Here is a 17,495-nt window from a genome sequence, read left to right on the forward strand (position 1 = left end):
CACATGATCTTTCTAGCAAACTAGTAAGAAGAAGGGTACAATGATAAGAGTTGTGTCTGTAAAATAATAATTAATGGAGTTTTGTTTATAATGAAAAAGTTAAAATATCTTTTTGTTTTTGGGATTATACTTGCTGCTGCATTTTTTATAGGAAAAGATAAAATCATGCAAAAGGCGCAAGTTCTACGCTTAGAGTTTCTATCTGAAATGAAAGAAGCAGCTATGATTGAAGATGTTCCGTTTATTAAACAATTACCAGAATTACCTCGAGGATGTGAAGTGACAAGTTTAGCTATGTTGCTGCAATATAAAGGTGTACAAGTAGATAAGATGCAACTTGCTAGCGAAATTCATCGTGTTCCATTTGAACAAAATGGTTTGCGTGGAAATCCTTACGAGGGATTTGTGGGAAATATTTATACAAAGGCAGAGCCTGGATATGGTGTATACAATAAACCAATCTTTGATTTAGCAGAAAAATATGTTCCTGAAAAAGTAATTAATTTAACAGGTAGAGACATGCAAGATATATATAAAGTAATTAGTTCTGGTTCTCCGGTATGGGTCATTATTAATACGACGTTTAAGCCGCTAGCTGAAAGTAGTTTTGAAACATGGAATACGAGTTCAGGCGAAGTGAAAATTACATATTATGAGCATAGTGCAGTAGTAATTGGATATGATCAAAACTTTGTATATGTAAATGATCCTCTTAAAAATAATCCGCGCTTGGCTGTTCCGCGAGCAGAATTTGAGAAAGCTTGGGAGCAAATGGGAAAACAAGCAATTACTATTTTATAATAATGAAAAAGTCGTCTTTTGGATGGCTTTTTCTTTTTAGTTTATCATCACTGAAAATTCAGAAGATTCTTTTAAAAGTTAACAATTCACGTTATAATAACATTTAACTTGGTGAAGAAGGGGAGAAGAGAAATGGATGTTGCAAAGGAACTTGTTTTGTCAAAAAATCAGTTGGTTGAGTGGAGAAGGCATTTTCATAAGTATCCAGAGTTATCTTTTCAAGAAGAGAAAACATCGCAGTTTGTGTTCGATATACTTCGGAAATTCCCATATTTAGAAGTGTCACGGCCGACTAAATATAGTGTGATGGCAAAGTTAGTAGGTAAACATCCGGGCAAAACAGTTGCGATTCGAGCCGATATGGATGCTCTTCCTATTCATGAAGAAAATGAGTTTGATTTTATTTCTATATATAAAGGTGTAATGCATGCATGTGGTCATGATGGACATATAGCGATATTACTTGGGGTTGTACATAAGTTAGTAGGAGAAAGAGAGAAAATTAAAGGGGAGATTCGTTTTCTATTCCAACATGCTGAAGAGAATTTTCCTGGTGGTGCAGAGGAGATGGTTGCTGCAGGTGTAATGGAAGGTGTGGATTATATTATTGGTGCTCACCTTTGGGCGTCATTAGAGGTTGGGAAAATAGGTGTTATTTATGGCCCTGCAATGGCTGCACCGGATGTTTTTAAAATTAAGATAGAGGGAAAAGGTGGACATGCTGGAATCCCTCATGAAACGGTGGATAGTATTGCAATTGGAACACAAGTCGTTTCGCAACTTCAGCAAATTGTATCTCGCCTCACGAATCCATTAGATTCTCTCGTAATATCTGTTACACAATTTCATGCGGGGACAACTCATAATGTAATACCAGAGCAAGCCGAGATTGAAGGGACAGTAAGAAGTTTAAGACATGAATTACGAGGTGAAACAGAGAAGAAGATTGAGCGGATTGTGAAGCATATTACGGAATCTTACGGAGCGAAATATACATTTTCATATGAATATGGGTATCGACCAGTTGTAAATGACTATGAAGCTACAGAGCTTATTGAACAAACGGCATTACAACTTTATGGAAGGGATAGAGTTGTTCGTTTACAGCCGACTATGGCTGGAGAAGATTTTTCAGCGTTTTTACAAAAGGCACCGGGGACATTCTTTTTTATCGGAGCGGGAAATAAAGAGAAAGGTATTATATATCCTCACCATCACCCTCGTTTTACGATTGACGAAGATGCATTGCCGATTGGAGTGGAAGTCTTTGTATCAGCCATTATGAACTTTATAAGTAAAGGAGAATGAGATGAAGAAAATACACATTCTAGCGCTTATCCCAGTTCTTTGTTTAGTAGTTGGGCCAATATTTGCGAATTCAGTTACTCCTTACGTATTAGGGATGCCATTTTTATTATTTTGGGTATTATTATCAGTGTTTATTACATCTTTTTGTATGGGGCTTGTGTACGTGTTTGATCCTGCTAATAAGGAGGATGTAAAATGACTGCATTACTTATCATTATTTTATTTTTGTTTCTCGCACTATTTTTAGGGATTCGGGCACAACATGGAAAAGATATGAATTTAGAGCAATGGTCAGTTGGGGGAAGAGGGTTTGGCACTATTTTTGTTTTTCTCCTTATGGCAGGTGAAATTTATACGACGTTTACATTTTTGGGAGGAAGTGGCTGGGCATATAGTAAAGGAGCACCTACCTTTTATATTTTAGGTTATGGCGCTTTAGCTTATCTTTTATCGTATTTTTTATTGCCACCGATTTGGAAGTATGCGAAAGAGCATAACCTTGTTTCACAGTCGGATTTTTTTGCGAAGAAATATAGAAGTAAAGCGCTTGGACTTATTGTTTCGATTGTTGGTGTTGTTTCCATCATCCCATATCTTGTTTTACAGTTAAAAGGACTGGGAATTATCGTTTCAGAAGCTTCTTACGGAAGGGTGTCACCTGTTGTTGCGGTTTGGATTGGTGCTATTGTTATAACTATATATGTAATGGTTTCAGGTATACATGGTTCGGCTTGGACGGCCGCTTTGAAGGATATTATGATACTGTTTATCGTTATGTTTTTAGGTATATATTTACCGTATCATTATTATGGAGGATTTCAGCCGATGTTTGAGGCTGTAGAGGCAGCGAAACCGGGATTTTTATCTTTATCTGAAGAAGGAATGAGTATTTCTTGGTTTGTTTCTACTATTATATTAACGGCCCTCGGTTTCTATATGTGGCCTCATACATTTGCTTCTGCTTTTTCTGCAAAAAATGAAAAAGTATTTCGTAAAAATGCAGCAATTATGCCATTGTATTCTTTAGTTTTACTTTTCGTATTTTTTGCAGGATTTGCTGCTATATTACAGGTTCCGGGATTAAAAGGAGCGGATGTAGACCTTTCATTGTTCAGACTTGCTCTTCAAACGTTTGACCCTTGGTTTATTGGAATTATTGGTAGTGCGGGAGTATTAACGGCATTGGTTCCGGGTTCGATGCTTGTTATGGCGGCTTCTACACTGTTAGCGAAAAATATTTATCGAACGATAGTTCCATCTGCTTCAGATAGACAAGTTGCTAAGATGGCAAAATTATTTGTGCCTGTAGTAACGCTCGTGGCAGTTTTATTTACATTTAAAGGAGGAGAAACGATAGGAGCGCTTCTATTAATGGGATACAGTATTGTTACACAACTTTTCCCTGCACTTGTATGTAGCTTGTTTCCACGTCAAATTATTACGAAGCAAGGGGCGATTGCAGGAATGGGAGTTGGGCTATTAGTGGTCGCATATATTACCTTATCTGGTTCAACTATAGCCACGATGTTTCCGAGCTTCCCGCAGTATATAAAAGATTTGAATGTAGGTATAGTCGCATTGTTAATTAATATAATTGTGATGTTTGTAGTTAGTGGATTTACAAAAGGTGTATCTATAAAGAAAAACAATACAATAGTAGAAAAGTAATTCGTTTATCCCGCATTAACGGGCAGTAAGACCCTCAACTCAAAATTAAGCGGAAGCAAAGAAGTTAGGTAGGGGCCCTGCTGCCTGTAAAAGTCCGATTGGTGAGGGGTGATTAAAGTTTTACTTTATTAGAGCTATCTTTGAAAAGAGATAGCTCTTTTTTGTATATATTTTCTTCAATTAGCGGAATCTAACTAAAAACTTGTTGAAAAGGAAGTTAGGTGGGGAAATTGTTAGAGCTTGAAGGTAACTTATTTGAAGTTATGAAAGAAATTAGGGATGAGTTAGGTTCACCTAATGATTTAACAATTAGAGAAGTTGTTCTTGCTGGGAGTTTTACACGTTGTGCGGTTGTGTTTTTATGTGGGTTAACAGACAAGGATAATGTTTATAAATATGTAGTTCGTACTCTTCAATATGAAGAAGTGCAAAATGAAGCGGCTGTCGTTCAGACGTTATTGGATCGTTTTATTTCTATTGCGGAAGTGGGTAAGAAGACAACGTTTCCGGATATTATAAATGCGATTTTAGCGGGAGATACAGTTATATTAATTGATAATATTCAAACTGCTATCGTTATTAATAGTAGGGCTTGGGAGAAGAGAAGTTTAGAGCCACCAGTGACAGAAGATTTAATACGCGGACCGAGAGTTGGATTAAATGAAGATATTAATGTGAATAAAATGTTAATCCGACGCAGTTTACGCGATCCAAAGTTGAGGTTCCAATCTTATATTATGGGGAAGCGATCGCAGAAAGAAGTAACCCTAGTATATATAGAAGATATTATTAATCCTCACATTGTAAAAGAGTTAGATCGCCGTCTTCAATCAATAGTGACAGATATTATTTTGGAAACAGGTACGATTGAACAATTAATTCAGGATAATAATTTATCTCCATTTCCACAGTTTTTGAATACAGAGAGGCCAGATAATATTATAGCGTCATTAGCGAAGGGAAAAGCGGCCATTTTAGTAGACGGATCTCCGTTTGCTCTTATTGCACCGCTTGTGTTTGTTGATATTTTTCAATCTGTAGAAGATCATTACGAGCGCTGGGTGATTGGAACGTTACTAAGATTTTTACGTATGGGTTCAGGTATAATCGCGGTTTTGTTACCAGCTATGTATGTAGCACTTGTATCTTATCATCAAGGACTTATTCCTTCTAAACTGGCTTATTCAATTGCAGGTGCGAGGGAAGGTGTTCCGTTCCCAGCATATATTGAAACGTTAATGATGGCCTTGACTATGGAATTAATACGAGAAGCTGGAATCCGATTGCCCAAACCAATGGGACAAACGATAGGGATTGTAGGAGGTCTTGTAATTGGAGAAGCTGCGGTAAATGCAGGGATTGTAAATCCGTTTTTAGTTATTATTATTGCAGTTACTGCGATTGCTACGTTCTCGCTTCCTGTATATAGTATTACGATTACGTTCCGGATTTTACTTTTCGTCTTTGTATTAGCTGCAACTGCTTTTGGGTTGTATGGGATCATTCTAGCTCTGATTGCACTTGCTGTTCATATTACAAATTTAACAAGTGTTGGTATACCGTATACAACTCCAATTGCTCCTGCATTTTATAAAGATTGGAAAGAAGAATTTATTCGCATACCAAAAGCGATGTTGAAAGATAGACCGGAGTACTTACAAACAAAAGATTCTACAATACGTCCAAAGGAGCGAAAATAATTGAAACCATTTGAGTATGGCGATGAAGAGATTGGATCTCGGGAAATTGGGTTTGCGGTATCATCGACCATTATTGGTATAGGGGCATTGTCTATGCCAAGAGATATTGCTAACCAAACTTTATTTTCGGACGGTTGGATTATCTTGCTTTTGGGTGGACTGATTTGCGCAGTTTTAGGCTGGTTTGTGACGAGAGTGGCTATCTTATTTCCAAAACAAAATTTTGTTCAATATACGAGTGCGCATTTGACGAAGCCTGTTGCATACACAATTAGTAGTATTTTAGTATTAACGTTTGCTGCTTTGACAGCGTATGAATCGCGAATGATTTCAGTTATTTCTCAAACGTATTTATTTAGTGATACACCAATACAACTACTGTCTTTTTTCTTCTTATTAGTTGTTATTTATGGAATAGCAGGATCAAGAGCAGCCTTATTAAGGTTAAATGTTTTATTCTTGCCTATTGTTTTAATTGCGATAGTACTTCTTTCTTTATTGAATATAAATTTAATGGAAATAAATAATTTACTACCAGCTTTTCAAACGAAAGTAAGTCAATATGCTGTTGGAGTTAAAAATTCTATTTTTACGTTTATTGGATTTGAAGTAGCTTTATTTTATGCGGTGTTGCTGAATGATAAGACAGCGAAAAAAGCGCCAATGGCAGTCGCGAAAGCGGTGATGGTAAACGTGCTGTCATACATTTTAATTTATGTAACTTGTATTAGTGTTTTTACGTATATGACAACACGTGGATTGACATATCCAACAATTGAATTAGGGAAAGAAATTGAAATTGGTGGAGGATTTTTAGAAAGGTTTGATGCGATTTTTTTTACGACTTGGATTATTACTATTTATAACACTACAGCAATGTATTATGACGTCGCATCTTTATTGTTTTGTGCTATGTTTCCGAAAGTGAAGAAACAAATTTTTATTTTCATAAGTGCCCCTATTATTTTTATGGTGAATATGATACCTAGTAGTTTAAATACTTTATCAAGTTATGGGACTTATTTAGCTTGGATAGATATGGGGTTTGTTGTGTTAGCTCCTTTGCTCGTTTTAATTGTATATAAAATAAAAAGAAGGAATGGTGGAAATGAAACACCTTCTTAAAATTATAATGGTTATGGCTTTAACTGGATTTATGAGTGGGTGTTCTGAGTTAGAAGAGATAGAAGAAAGAGGATTTGTAGTAGGAGCGGCTTACGATATTGTGAAGGAGAAGAAAGCGAATCCAATTATGAAAGGGACCTATCAGATGGTACTCCCCAGTAAATTGTCTCAACAGGGTGGACAAGGGGGTGGGGATAGCGAAAATTATATTAATGTTAGTGCAAAAGCAGATAGTGTATTTGAACAAATAAGAATAATCGCCAAAAAAATTAGTCGTACATTATTTTTCCCTCATATACAGGTGATTATTTTCTCTGAAGAATTACTTTCACATCCATACATTTTACAAAATACGTTAGATGTATATATTCGCGATCATGAGATGAGAAGAAATATTCGTTTGTTCGTTTCTAATAAAAATGCCGAAGCTATTTTAAAACAAAGTGCCAAGCCTGAAAATTTACCGGCGCAGTATATTGATATGTTAGCTGAACACCCTCCGAAAAATGCCCAAATGATTGAGGCTGCAAGAATTGGTGAGGTGCAGGAAAAGATGATCTCTAACCGAAGTTTTGTATTACCTATTCTGGAACTAACAAAACAAGGAGTACAAATGAACGGTGCAGCATTGTTTCGTGGAAAGGATAATAAATGTGTAGGCAATTTGAGTGGGGAAGAAACAGTAGGGATGAATTATATAATAGGCAAAAAAATTGGAGGTTTTTTTACCATCCGTAAAAAGAATCAACTTATTACATATGAAATTCATAAGTTACGTCGAAAAATTAAAGTATCCACAACGAATGCTACAAAACCAAAGTTTGATATTCATTTATCTCTGGAAGGCACATTGGCTGAGTTGCATTTCAGTGATCATAAAAAGGTTTTGAATGAAAAGCGTTTAGAGAAGGATATATCGGAAGAAATGGAGGAGCGTATTCAAAAATCGATTAAGCTTGTTCAAAAAAAATATAAGGTAGATGTATTAGAGTTAGGGGAAGTGTATAAGCGACATAATTATAAAGAGTGGACAAAAATAAGTAAGAATTGGGATCAAGGCGAAAATTACTTTAGTAATGCTGAAATTACTGTTCATGTTCATCCAACAATTGAACATTCAGGTTCAGCTTTACCGAAAAGAGTGAAATAAGGTGATGAAAGTTGTTTACTGGATTAGGAATTAGTTGCACGATATTAATGGCAGTTCTTCCAGGAACTATATATTTTATTCATAAAAAACTCACAACGTATGGAGCACAGCCGTGGAATACTGATGTGCAAAAAAAGAAACCTGAATAATTTCAGGTTTCTTTCGTGCAAAGCATATGTGAAGGGGGATACCTTCTATGTATGCTTTGCTTTATACAAGCCCTAACCAATGTACCAATTGTGTAGAGAGGAATGTAACAACAATGGCGATAACGGTAGGGATTGCAAACGATAAGAATGTCCATTTTGCACTTTTTGTTTCTTTGTATATATTAACAAGTGTTGTTCCGCACGGGAAATGAAGAAGTGAGAACAACATTGTGTTTAACGCTGTTAACCAAGTCCAACCATTTTCTAGGAATAGATTTTTAATTTGATTAAAATCATCTATTTCAGTTAAAGCCCCAGTTGATAAGTAAGACATTAATAAAATTGGGATTACAATTTCATTAGCGGGTAGTCCAAGAATGAATGCAGCTAGAATAAACCCGTCAAGTCCTAACATTTTAGCAAATGGATCTAGGAAGTTTACAAAATACATAAGTAAGCTTGTGTCACCGATAAAAATGTTAGCAAGTAACCAAGTTAATGCAGCCGCAGGGGCAGCAACAACTATAGCTCGTTTTAAAACATAGATTGATTTATCGAGTGTTGCGCGAACAATGGTATTCCAAACTTTTGGCTTGCGGTACGGAGGTAACTCAAGTGTGTAGTGAGTTGGAATCCCTTTTAAGGCTGTCTTTGATAGTACCCAAGAAACAGTTAATGTCATAATAACACCAATTACAACCATTCCAACTACAACGCCAGCAGTAACCAATGTTTGCATACTGCCTGTATAACCAGCAGCCATAAATAGTGAAGCCATTAAAATTAACATAGGCCAGCGACCGTTACAAGGAACGAAGTTGTTCGTTAAAATTGCTAGCATACGTTCACGTGGTGATTCAATGATACGTGTTGACATAATGGCTGCTGCATTACAACCAAATCCCATTGCCATTGTTAAAGATTGTTTCCCGTGTGCGCCGGATCGTTTGAATAAGCGGTCCATATTAAACGCGACACGTGGTAAGTATCCGTAGTTTTCTAATAGCGCGAACATAGGGAAAAAGATTGCCATAGGTGGTAACATAACGCTAATAACAGCACCGATACCACGGAACAAACCAAGTATTAAAATGCCATGTAACCATTCAGGTGCATGCGCTGCTTGGAACCAAGATGTTAAATATCCTTCGGCCCATCCGAAGAATTCGGCAATCATATCAGATGGTACGTTAGCGCCTGCAATTGTAAGATAAAAAATAATAGATAAAATACCGAGCATAATTGGGAATCCCCAGATTGGAGATGTGAAAATTTTATCTAGTTTTTCAGAACGATATAATTTATCAGTATTTGTATATTGGACAGATTCTTTACATATGCTTGCAGATGTTCGGTAAATATCTCCGACTATATCATCTCGTATATCTTCTTTTGAAAGTGTTTGTGCATGTTGAATAATATAGTCTAATGGAAGACCTTTACTGGCTGAGTGAGATTCCATTAATTACGACCTCCCTTACAAGTGGTTCATTATGGTGTTTTTGAAGTGTAGTTAAGAAATTTTTATCTCCATCTAATATACGTAACGCAATCCAACGTGCTGGATACGTATCACCGAACACTTTATAAATTTGTGGTTCTAATTCCTGAATCATATTTTCAATTTTTTCGCTGTAAGTAATTTTAATTGGTGTTGGAATTAGTTTTTTATTTGCTACTCTTGCAATAACATTTAGCAAATGACCAATACCTACTCGGTTACGTGCTGAAATTTTAACGACAGGTACACCAAGTGATTTTGCTAATTTCTTTTCATCGATAACAATCCCTTTTTTCTCGGCTTCATCAATTAAGTTAATGCAAATGACTACATTATTTGTCATCTCCATCACCTGGAGTGCTAAATTTAAATTTCTTTCCATAGCAGTTGCGTCTATAACAACTACAGTTACTTCTGGTTTTTCAAATATAATATAATCCCTCGCTACTTCTTCGTCTGCGGAATTTGAGTATAGTGAGTAAGTTCCCGGTAAATCTATTAATGTATAATTACTTCCGTTATGTTCATATTCTCCTTCAGCTTTTAAAACAGTTTTTCCCGTCCAGTTTCCAGTATGTTGTTTTAAGCCTGTTAAAGTATTAAATAATGTACTTTTCCCTGTATTCGGGTTACCAGCTAAAGCGATACGATGTTTGCTCATCTGAAATCATCTCCTATTAATACCCCGAAAATAAGGGAGCTTTCTTCTTTACGCAGTGCAATAGTTGTGTTGCTCACTTGATAAGCGACCGGATCTCTAAGTGGACTGCGTTGCAATACTTTAATCGTCGCCCCCGGGATAAATCCCAAATCTAATAAGCGTCGTTTCATAGTTCCTTCTAATTGTATCTTCTCAATTTGTACAAACTCTCCTATTTTAAATTCGGAAAGTGGTTTTATATTAGCCGATACCATAAAAGTTACCTCATCTCTATATTTTTAGTTTGAGTTTAAAAAGTTTCCTAAGGTAAACTTTTTGTTAGTAATATAGTAGACTACATTGGATTATGTTGTCAATTAGTACTTTAAAAATATTCATTTATTTTTAGAATTGTTCCAATTTATTTAGTTGTACTAAAAAATATTACTGAAATTATTTTTAATGTGCATAAATTAGGTGTGTAAAAATTACAAAATACAGCGGAATTGTAAATGTAACTTTAACGAAAAGGGAAAAAGAGAGAAAAACATTTACATTGAATTTACATTGTTAAGAATATATTTACATTGCAGCGTAGTTAGTGTGGTTTTTGTTGGGTTATTTAACTATAAATGTTGGGATTTCTAGCTTTTAAGGATTATTATCGTCATTTACTTAAAATTAAAAATTGCTTAACACTCACATAATATTGTTGTCCTACAATGAATTTGTGTTCGAAAGAAAACGAATTCGAAAAGTGATAATCTAAATGGGGGTACAAGACATGGTTATGAAAAAAGGTATTAAATTTTCTTTAGCAGCTTTAGTGGTAGCAGGAGCATTAGTTGGTTGTGGGAAAGCAGAAGATACAACTAGTAAAGAAACTGCTAAAGGAAGCGATAATACAAAACAAGAATTATCAGGTACGATTGCAGCGGCTGGTTCTACAGCTCTTCTACCTCTTGCGGAGGAAGCTGGAAAGAAATTCATGGAGAAAAATTCAAAAGTTTCTATTCAAGTTCAAGGTGGCGGTAGTGGAACTGGGATTAACCAAGTAGCATCTGGTGCAGTACAAATTGGTAATTCAGATGTTCCGTCCGGAGATAAAATAAAAGATGCTGAAAAGGCGAAAGAATTAGTAGATAACAAGGTAGCGGGTATTGCATTCGCTCTTGTCGTAAATAAAGATGTAAAAGTTGATAACTTAACAATGCAACAAGTACAAGATATCTTCACTGGAAAAGTAACAAACTGGAAAGAAGTAGGCGGAAAAGATGAAAAAATCAATGTAATTAATCGTCCGGCTTCATCTGGTACACGTGCTACATTTGAAAAAACGATTATGAAAGACGCGAAAATTAATGATGGAACTGGTACAACACAAGATTCTAACGGTGCAGTAGAGCAAGCGATTAACTCTACTCCTGGTTCGGTGAGTTATTTAGCAATGTCTTACATGGTCGGCGAGAAAAAAGGCGCACTACAAACAGTGAAAATTGATGGTGCTGAACCGAAAGTTGAAAACATTGCGTCTGGTAAATATCCATTCTGGTCTTACGAATATATGGTAACAAAAGGTGAAGCGAAGGAAGCGACGAAAGCTTACATCGATTATGTAAAAGGTAAAGATTTTGAAAAGCAAGTAGAAGATATGGGCTACATTCCAATGTCTAAATTAAATAAGTAATAAAATTTTATGGGGCTGGCTGCAAGGCCAGTCCTGTTCATTTCAATCTGTGAAGTGGGGTCTGTCCTGTGATGAAGGGGAAAAAACAAATTAATTACGTAAAAAGTGAATATATAGGAAGATCACTTGTTACGTTTTGTGGTATTTTTATTGTTTTAATTACATTAGCTATTATTGCGTTTATTTGTGGGAAAGGTATTCAATCTTTTACACAAAGTGGTATCTCATTTACTGAGATGTTAACATCGACAAAATGGAATCCAAATGCTGATCAAGGATCCTTCGGGGCTTTAATTTTCATTGTAGGTTCAACGGTGGTTTCGTTAGGTGCGGTTATTATTAGTGCACCAATTGCTATAGCTCTTGCTATATTCATGAATTTAATTTCGCCAAAATTTGGAAATAAAGTATTGAAGCCTGTTCTAGAATTGTTAGTTGGTATTCCTTCGGTTGTATACGGATTATTAGGTGTTACGATTTTAGTACCACTATTACGTGATTCGTTTGGGGGAGTAGGCTTTAGCTTAATTGCAGGTATTGTTGTATTAAGTATTATGATTTTACCTACTATTGCTAGTATCGCTTCTGATGCAATACGTTCTGTTCCATTTGATTATTTAGAAGCTTCTTATGGTCTAGGATCAACGAAATGGCAAGCGATTAGCCGAGTAATTGTTCCTGCTGCGAAGAAAGGGATTTTAACAGGTGTTGTTTTAGGTTTAGCGCGTGCTTTTGGTGAAGCGCTAGCGGTTCAAATGGTAATCGGGAATACGATTAAATTACCAGAAGGAATATATAGTCCGACAGCGACGTTAACTGGTATTTTAACAATGGACATGACGAATACATTGAACGGAACTGCTTGGAACAATGCGCTATGGACTTTAGCGATGATTTTACTTGTTATTTCATTCCTGTTTATTTTAGTAATTCGAGCGATTGGGCAAAGAGGTGAGCGATAATAATGAATGCAAGAACGGTAAATAAAGTTTGGACAGGTATCTTTTATGCGGTTGCAGCTTTAGTTGTAGCTTTGCTAGTGTTCTTAGTATTTGAAATTTTACAAAAGGGATGGGGATTTTGGGATCCTAATTTCTTGTTTGGAGAACCAAGCAATACAAGAGCTGGTGGTGGGATTGGCCCGCAGTTATTCAATTCCTTCTACATGCTTGTTATAACGCTTATTATATCTATTCCTCTTGGATTAGGTGCTGGAATATATTTAGCAGAGTACGCAAAACAAGGACGTTTTTTAAATTTTGTTCGTCTATGTATAGAGACGATGGCGTCTTTACCTTCTATTGTTGTTGGTTTATTTGGTTTGTTAGTGTTCGTTACAATGACAGGTTGGGGATACACAGTAATGGGTGGTGCTCTTGCTTTAACTATTTTAAATTTACCAGGTTTAACGCGTGTTTGTGAAAATGCGATTTCAGAAGTTCCTCATAATGTAAAAGAGGCAAGTCTTGGATTAGGTGCAACGAAGTGGCAAACAATCGCTCGTATTATTATCCCATCGTCATTACCACAAATTATTACAGGGATTATTTTAGCGGCGGGTCGTATATTTGGGGAAGCGGCAGCATTAATTTACACAGCGGGTTTAACATCCCCGATTTTAAATTCAGCAGCGGATTTATCAAGTCCTGCGCATCCTTTAAATCCGTTTAGACCAGCTGAAACATTAGCGGTTCACATTTGGAAATTAAATTCTGAAGGAGTTATTCCAGATGCGAAGTTGATTGCGACAAAATCTGCAGCTGTATTAATTATTATGGTATTACTATTCAATGTTATTTCACGCTTGATAGCATCTATATTACACAAGCGCTTTACAGGAACGAAAAGAAAAAGTAAAACAACGAAAAAGGTAAAAGCGGCATAAATTATAAAGAAGAACTCTCTATTTATAGGTAGGGGGTTCTTTTGTATTTTAATATAGAAGGAATGGATGTAATGATTGTTGAATTTGTGATTAATTATAAAGAAGAACAGATGTAATTTGGATTGTGGATTCTAGTAAACCTATAGAGCAATATGTGGAAAAAATGATGGATTTTATGAATAAATAGAGAGAAGGCGTTATCTTCATTTGTGAAGGTAACGCCTTTTGTTTTTAAATATCAGGTGTTTCTGTAGAAGTGCTTATTTTCCTACGGGAGCGTCTTTTTCTCCCGATTTTATCTAATAGTTCATACATAACTGGAACGACTACTAATGTAAGAGCAGTTGAGACTGCCAAACCGCCGATGACGACGACGGCTAAACTTTTTGATACCATACTTCCTGCTTGGGATTGGCCGAATAGGAGTGGGAGCATAGCAACGATTGTTGTAATAGCTGTCATAATAATTGGGCGTAGTCTAGTAGAACCTGCTTCAAGTAAGGCTTCTCTAGTTTCCATTCCGTGTTCCCGATTTTGTTGGACTCTTTCTATTAATACAATAGCGTTTGTAACAACAATCCCGATTAACATTAATGCGCCGATCAAGGAATTTACATCAACAGGTGTTCGTGAAATGATTAATCCTAAAATACCACCGACAGCAGCTAACGGTAAGGAGAATAGGATTGCAAAAGGAGCACGTGCTTGCCCGAAGGTGATAACCATAATTAAATATACAATCCCGATTGCAATCCCCATAATTTTGAATAAATCTGTAAAATTCTCTTGCATAGATTCAGTAGCTCCTGCGATATTTACTTTTGCACCACTAGGTAAATCTAAGTCAGTCATCGCTTTATTTACTGCTGTGTTTACTTTACTCAAATCTTCATTTGAAGCTTCGGCTGTAATTTGGATTGTTTCTTTTCCGTCTTTATGGAAAATTTCTGTTTGCGTTTGTTTTTCTGAAATAGTTGCGATGTCTTTTAAAGGTATTGGTCCATTAATAGGTGATAGTATGTTTGTATTTAAAATATCTTCTTGTTTATTAATGTTTTCTTTTTTGTGTTCTATCATAATAGTAGCTTTTTCGTTATTAATTGTAATTTCGCCAATAGGTGATTTCTTCATAAGGAATGCTACTTGTTGCGCAGCTATTTCTGGTGTTAAACCTAGTTGTTCAGCCTTTGTTTGATCAATATGAATTTGCCATTCTTTTTTAGAGTCTTCTAAATTTGTTTTTACTTTAGAAAGATCATCCATGCTTTTTAGTTTTGTTTCAACGATAGTAGCCGCCTCTTTTAAATCCGCTTCGTTAGTAGCTGTTACGTTAAATTGTAAGTTATTGCCGCCGCCAGAGCTTGAATAACTTGTTTTTATATAATCAAGTTCAGCAGGCTCAAAAGTTTTATTTTCCTTTTTTAATTCTTTAATATATTGATCAATATCAAAACCTTTTTTAAAGACTACGAATATACTAGCGAGGTTATTTTTAGTTGTTTGCCCCCATTGTGCATCTTCTGCGCTAGATCCCATTCGTAAAATAACGTCTGTTATATCTGAATTAGAAAGTAATTTCTTTTCAAAATCAAATGCTTTTTGTTTTTGAGATTCAGCATTATAATCGGCTGGAAATGTCATGTTAATAGATAACATTGTGTCGTCTTCAGATTTTATGTTTGCTTTCGGTAGTAATATATAAGCTGCAATTGATCCTACAAATAATAAAAATGCAGTAAGTAGAATAATGAATTTATGAGAAAGAGCCCACTTTAATGTAGCGACATATCGTGATGAAGAACTTGGCTTTCGATGCTTTGTTTTTTTGAGTAGTAAAAAAGCCATAAGTGGAACAACTGTTAGTGCAACGATTAAGGATGATAGTATAGAATATACAACTGCTAATACCATAGGTAACATTAATTTTCCGATTGCTCCCGATACGAGGCCGATAGGTAAAAAAACAGCGACCGTTGTTAAAGTAGAAGAAGTAATTGCGACTGCGACTTCTTTCGTTGCATCGAGAATGATATCTTTAGAGAAAGAATCTTTTTGTAAACGGCGGAAAATATTCTCGATGACAACGATACTATCATCGACGAGACGTCCAACCGCAACAGCTAAACCACCGAGGGTTAAAATGTTAAGCGTAATGTTAGATTGATGTAGTAAAAAGAGTGTTAATAAAATAGATAATGGAATACTGACAACAGCGATGAGTGTTGTTCGGAAGTTACGTAAAAAGATTAAGATAATTAGAGTTGCAGCGATTGCTCCAAGTATTACTTCTTTTCCCATGCTAGTAACAGCATTTTCAACTTGTTCATGGGTTGAAGCCAAAAGTTTAATAGAAAATTGATCTTTATATTCCTTATCTATCTCTTTAACTTTTTTATCAATCTCTTTTCCAATGGCAACTGCATTTTTACTCGGTTCTTTCATGATGATTAATCCTGTGCCTTCTTCTCCGTTTATATGTGAGATTGTATCGTAGTGTTGTTTAATTTCAATTTGAGCAATGTCTTGCAATTTCACTTGGGGTGCCACAGTGATGTTTTTAATGTCATTTACATTTTTTATGTCCCCAATGACGCGGAGGTTGTATTCTTCCTGATTAACAGTAATTGCCCCAGCTGGAGTAGAAGTTTCTTTTCCTTGTAAAACAGTTAGTACCTGCTGTGATGTTACGTTTTTGTTTTTTAATTGGTTCGGATCAAGTACGATAGATAATTCAGAGGTGGATTTTCCGAAAAACATAACGTTGGCAACACCATCAATGTTTTCGAGTTGTGGTACGATTTCTTTTTCAATTTGTTTTTCATCTGCTTTTGAAAAACCGTTTTGTTTCTGGATAGTAATTTGAGCGAGTGGAATCATAGAAGTGTTTAATTGACTAACTACGGGCTTGGTTACATCTTTAGGTAATTTAATTGTATTGACGGCTTTTTCGACTTCGCGTGCTGCATCTTTCATGTTTGCTTTTGATGTATACGCAATGTCGATACGTGATAATCCCTCGTATGTAGAAGAAGTAATGGTGTCGACGTGTTCTAAATTGCGAAATTGTTTTTCGAGAGGGTCAGTTACATCCTTTGTCATCGTTTCAGCGTCGAGTCCTTGAGATAAGGTTGTGACGGTAATTGCCGGATTGTCGATACTTGGTAAAAATTCCATAGGTAATTTAGAGCCGGAATAAACACCGAGTATGGAAATGAGAAAGATCATGATGATAATGGCAGCTCGGTTTTTTAATGAAAACTTTGTTAACCTATCCATAAAATAATTCCTCCATTGGTTTATTTATAGTTGAGTGCGTCCTTTCTTACTATATAACAAAAAATGGATATTTTTCATTAATTAAATGTAAAAAAATTCCAACAATATACTTAAGTTTATATTAGGATTGGAATGTTGTTAATTTGTAGGGGGGAATTTTCGAATGAGAAGGAAGGGGATAATGCGTGCGAGTGGCTGTTTAATGTAGATGGGATTTTTTCTTACGGCTAATTTGTATAGTTATTTTATAGAAGGATAATTATTATAAACCTTAATATAGAAGAGAATGAAAATTTGGGAAGGTATTGTGAAATTCAATTTTGTTGAATGAAGTGTAGTAGTATACAATCAGAATAACTATTTTTAGTAGAGAGGATAATAGTTATTTCTATAGAAGAAAGTAGGGTAGATAATTTTTTTATATTTTTATAAAAAAACACTTGTTATTTAAAAAGTGTGATGGTATATTAATAAACGTCGCTGATGCGGAAACGCAGAAAACGACAAAAAAGAAATTTTAAAACTTAGTTGACATCGAAAAATGAAGATGTTAATATGATGAAGTCGCTTCTGAAGCGGCGGACAAGTTCTTTGAAAACTGAACG

15 protein-coding genes are annotated in these 17,495 nt (G+C 35.5%); 11 read left to right on the top strand and 4 right to left on the bottom strand.

The features are described from left to right. Window positions 1–90 precede the first annotated feature (90 nt). From ABWK52_RS16380 to ABWK52_RS16415, 8 genes are all read left to right on the top strand, one after another. Window positions 91–801: a C39 family peptidase gene (locus ABWK52_RS16380; protein WP_000734488.1), complete on the top strand. Its 711-nt coding sequence runs from the start codon at window positions 91–93 to the stop codon at window positions 799–801. A 132-nt stretch (window positions 802–933) separates the two neighbouring features. Next, window positions 934–2,109 (top strand): amidohydrolase, encoded by a 1,176-nt coding sequence (locus ABWK52_RS16385; protein ID WP_098541054.1) that lies wholly within the window; start codon window positions 934–936, stop codon window positions 2,107–2,109. 1 nt (window position 2,110) lies between these two features. Then, window positions 2,111–2,308, top strand: a complete 198-nt coding sequence (locus ABWK52_RS16390) for a DUF3311 domain-containing protein (protein WP_000719833.1) — start codon at window positions 2,111–2,113, stop codon at window positions 2,306–2,308. Continuing rightward, window positions 2,305–3,777 (top strand): sodium:solute symporter family protein, encoded by a 1,473-nt coding sequence (locus tag ABWK52_RS16395; RefSeq protein WP_097796836.1) that lies wholly within the window; start codon window positions 2,305–2,307, stop codon window positions 3,775–3,777. The genes ABWK52_RS16390 and ABWK52_RS16395 overlap by 4 nt, the downstream gene beginning before the upstream one ends. 221 nt (window positions 3,778–3,998) lie before the next feature. Further along, window positions 3,999–5,477 (top strand): spore germination protein GerLA, encoded by a 1,479-nt coding sequence (gene gerLA / locus ABWK52_RS16400; RefSeq protein ID WP_002060757.1) that lies wholly within the window; start codon window positions 3,999–4,001, stop codon window positions 5,475–5,477. Further along, window positions 5,478–6,602, top strand: a complete 1,125-nt coding sequence (gene gerLB / locus ABWK52_RS16405; RefSeq protein ID WP_000802008.1) for a spore germination protein GerLB — start codon at window positions 5,478–5,480, stop codon at window positions 6,600–6,602. It begins immediately after the preceding gene. Beyond that, window positions 6,586–7,752 carry a spore germination protein GerLC gene (gene gerLC, locus ABWK52_RS16410; protein WP_140158276.1) on the top strand — a complete coding sequence of 389 codons (1,167 nt, stop codon included), beginning with the start codon at window positions 6,586–6,588 and terminating at the stop codon, window positions 7,750–7,752. The genes gerLB and gerLC overlap by 17 nt, the downstream gene beginning before the upstream one ends. An 11-nt stretch (window positions 7,753–7,763) precedes the next feature. Continuing rightward, window positions 7,764–7,901, top strand: a complete 138-nt coding sequence (locus ABWK52_RS16415) for a hypothetical protein (RefSeq protein WP_000493997.1) — start codon at window positions 7,764–7,766, stop codon at window positions 7,899–7,901. A gap of 61 nt (window positions 7,902–7,962) precedes the next feature. Here the strand turns inward: ABWK52_RS16415 and ABWK52_RS16420 are convergent, their stop codons facing one another. Genes ABWK52_RS16420 through ABWK52_RS16430 form a run of 3 tightly spaced genes read right to left on the bottom strand, consistent with a single transcriptional unit; the run spans window position 7,963 to window position 10,317 of the window. Next, window positions 7,963–9,363, bottom strand: coding sequence for a nucleoside recognition domain-containing protein (locus tag ABWK52_RS16420; RefSeq protein ID WP_000443624.1), 1,401 nt, complete (start codon window positions 9,361–9,363; stop codon window positions 7,963–7,965). Continuing rightward, the gene (locus ABWK52_RS16425) at window positions 9,341–10,063 is read right to left on the bottom strand and encodes a FeoB small GTPase domain-containing protein (protein WP_000033868.1); all 723 of its coding nucleotides are present in this window, start codon (window positions 10,061–10,063) and stop codon (window positions 9,341–9,343) included. The genes ABWK52_RS16420 and ABWK52_RS16425 overlap by 23 nt, the downstream gene beginning before the upstream one ends. Beyond that, window positions 10,060–10,317 (bottom strand): FeoA family protein, encoded by a 258-nt coding sequence (locus ABWK52_RS16430; protein ID WP_098541056.1) that lies wholly within the window; start codon window positions 10,315–10,317, stop codon window positions 10,060–10,062. Before ABWK52_RS16430 ends, ABWK52_RS16425 begins: the two co-directional genes overlap by 4 nt. Before the next feature lie 509 nt (window positions 10,318–10,826). Between ABWK52_RS16430 and ABWK52_RS16435 the strand changes: the two genes are divergently transcribed. The 3 genes from ABWK52_RS16435 to pstA all read left to right on the top strand — a co-directional run bounded on the left by ABWK52_RS16435 (window position 10,827) and on the right by pstA (window position 13,614). Then, window positions 10,827–11,729, top strand: coding sequence for a phosphate ABC transporter substrate-binding protein PstS family protein (locus tag ABWK52_RS16435; protein ID WP_000245109.1), 903 nt, complete (start codon window positions 10,827–10,829; stop codon window positions 11,727–11,729). A gap of 71 nt (window positions 11,730–11,800) precedes the next feature. Next, window positions 11,801–12,691 (top strand): phosphate ABC transporter permease subunit PstC, encoded by an 891-nt coding sequence (gene pstC, locus ABWK52_RS16440; RefSeq protein WP_000676676.1) that lies wholly within the window; start codon window positions 11,801–11,803, stop codon window positions 12,689–12,691. A 2-nt stretch (window positions 12,692–12,693) separates the two neighbouring features. Then, window positions 12,694–13,614 (top strand): phosphate ABC transporter permease PstA, encoded by a 921-nt coding sequence (pstA, locus tag ABWK52_RS16445; RefSeq protein WP_000994140.1) that lies wholly within the window; start codon window positions 12,694–12,696, stop codon window positions 13,612–13,614. Window positions 13,615–13,845: 231 nt separating this feature from the next. On the opposite strand, the gene ABWK52_RS16450 is transcribed toward pstA, so the two are convergent. After that, window positions 13,846–16,890 (bottom strand): efflux RND transporter permease subunit, encoded by a 3,045-nt coding sequence (locus ABWK52_RS16450; RefSeq protein ID WP_098541058.1) that lies wholly within the window; start codon window positions 16,888–16,890, stop codon window positions 13,846–13,848. Window positions 16,891–17,495: the final 605 nt, after the last annotated feature.

Source organism: Bacillus sp. AP50 (genome assembly GCF_040492675.1).
Taxonomy (GTDB): Bacteria; Bacillota; Bacilli; order Bacillales; family Bacillaceae_G; genus Bacillus_A; species Bacillus_A cereus.

What these genes read in the sequence shown, in the direction of transcription:
- ABWK52_RS16425 (WP_000033868.1), bottom strand. Translation starts at nt 10,063, where the DNA reads ATGAGCAAACATCGTATCGCTTTAGCTGGTAACCCGAATACAGGGAAA.
- pstA (WP_000994140.1), top strand. Translation starts at nt 12,694, where the DNA reads ATGAATGCAAGAACGGTAAATAAAGTTTGGACAGGTATCTTTTATGCG.
- ABWK52_RS16435 (WP_000245109.1), top strand. Translation starts at nt 10,827, where the DNA reads ATGGTTATGAAAAAAGGTATTAAATTTTCTTTAGCAGCTTTAGTGGTA.
- pstC (WP_000676676.1), top strand. Translation starts at nt 11,801, where the DNA reads ATGAAGGGGAAAAAACAAATTAATTACGTAAAAAGTGAATATATAGGA.
- ABWK52_RS16450 (WP_098541058.1), bottom strand. Translation starts at nt 16,890, where the DNA reads ATGGATAGGTTAACAAAGTTTTCATTAAAAAACCGAGCTGCCATTATC.
- ABWK52_RS16420 (WP_000443624.1), bottom strand. Translation starts at nt 9,363, where the DNA reads ATGGAATCTCACTCAGCCAGTAAAGGTCTTCCATTAGACTATATTATT.
- ABWK52_RS16430 (WP_098541056.1), bottom strand. Translation starts at nt 10,317, where the DNA reads ATGGTATCGGCTAATATAAAACCACTTTCCGAATTTAAAATAGGAGAG.
- ABWK52_RS16390 (WP_000719833.1), top strand. Translation starts at nt 2,111, where the DNA reads ATGAAGAAAATACACATTCTAGCGCTTATCCCAGTTCTTTGTTTAGTA.
- gerLC (WP_140158276.1), top strand. Translation starts at nt 6,586, where the DNA reads ATGAAACACCTTCTTAAAATTATAATGGTTATGGCTTTAACTGGATTT.
- ABWK52_RS16380 (WP_000734488.1), top strand. Translation starts at nt 91, where the DNA reads ATGAAAAAGTTAAAATATCTTTTTGTTTTTGGGATTATACTTGCTGCT.
- ABWK52_RS16395 (WP_097796836.1), top strand. Translation starts at nt 2,305, where the DNA reads ATGACTGCATTACTTATCATTATTTTATTTTTGTTTCTCGCACTATTT.
- ABWK52_RS16385 (WP_098541054.1), top strand. Translation starts at nt 934, where the DNA reads ATGGATGTTGCAAAGGAACTTGTTTTGTCAAAAAATCAGTTGGTTGAG.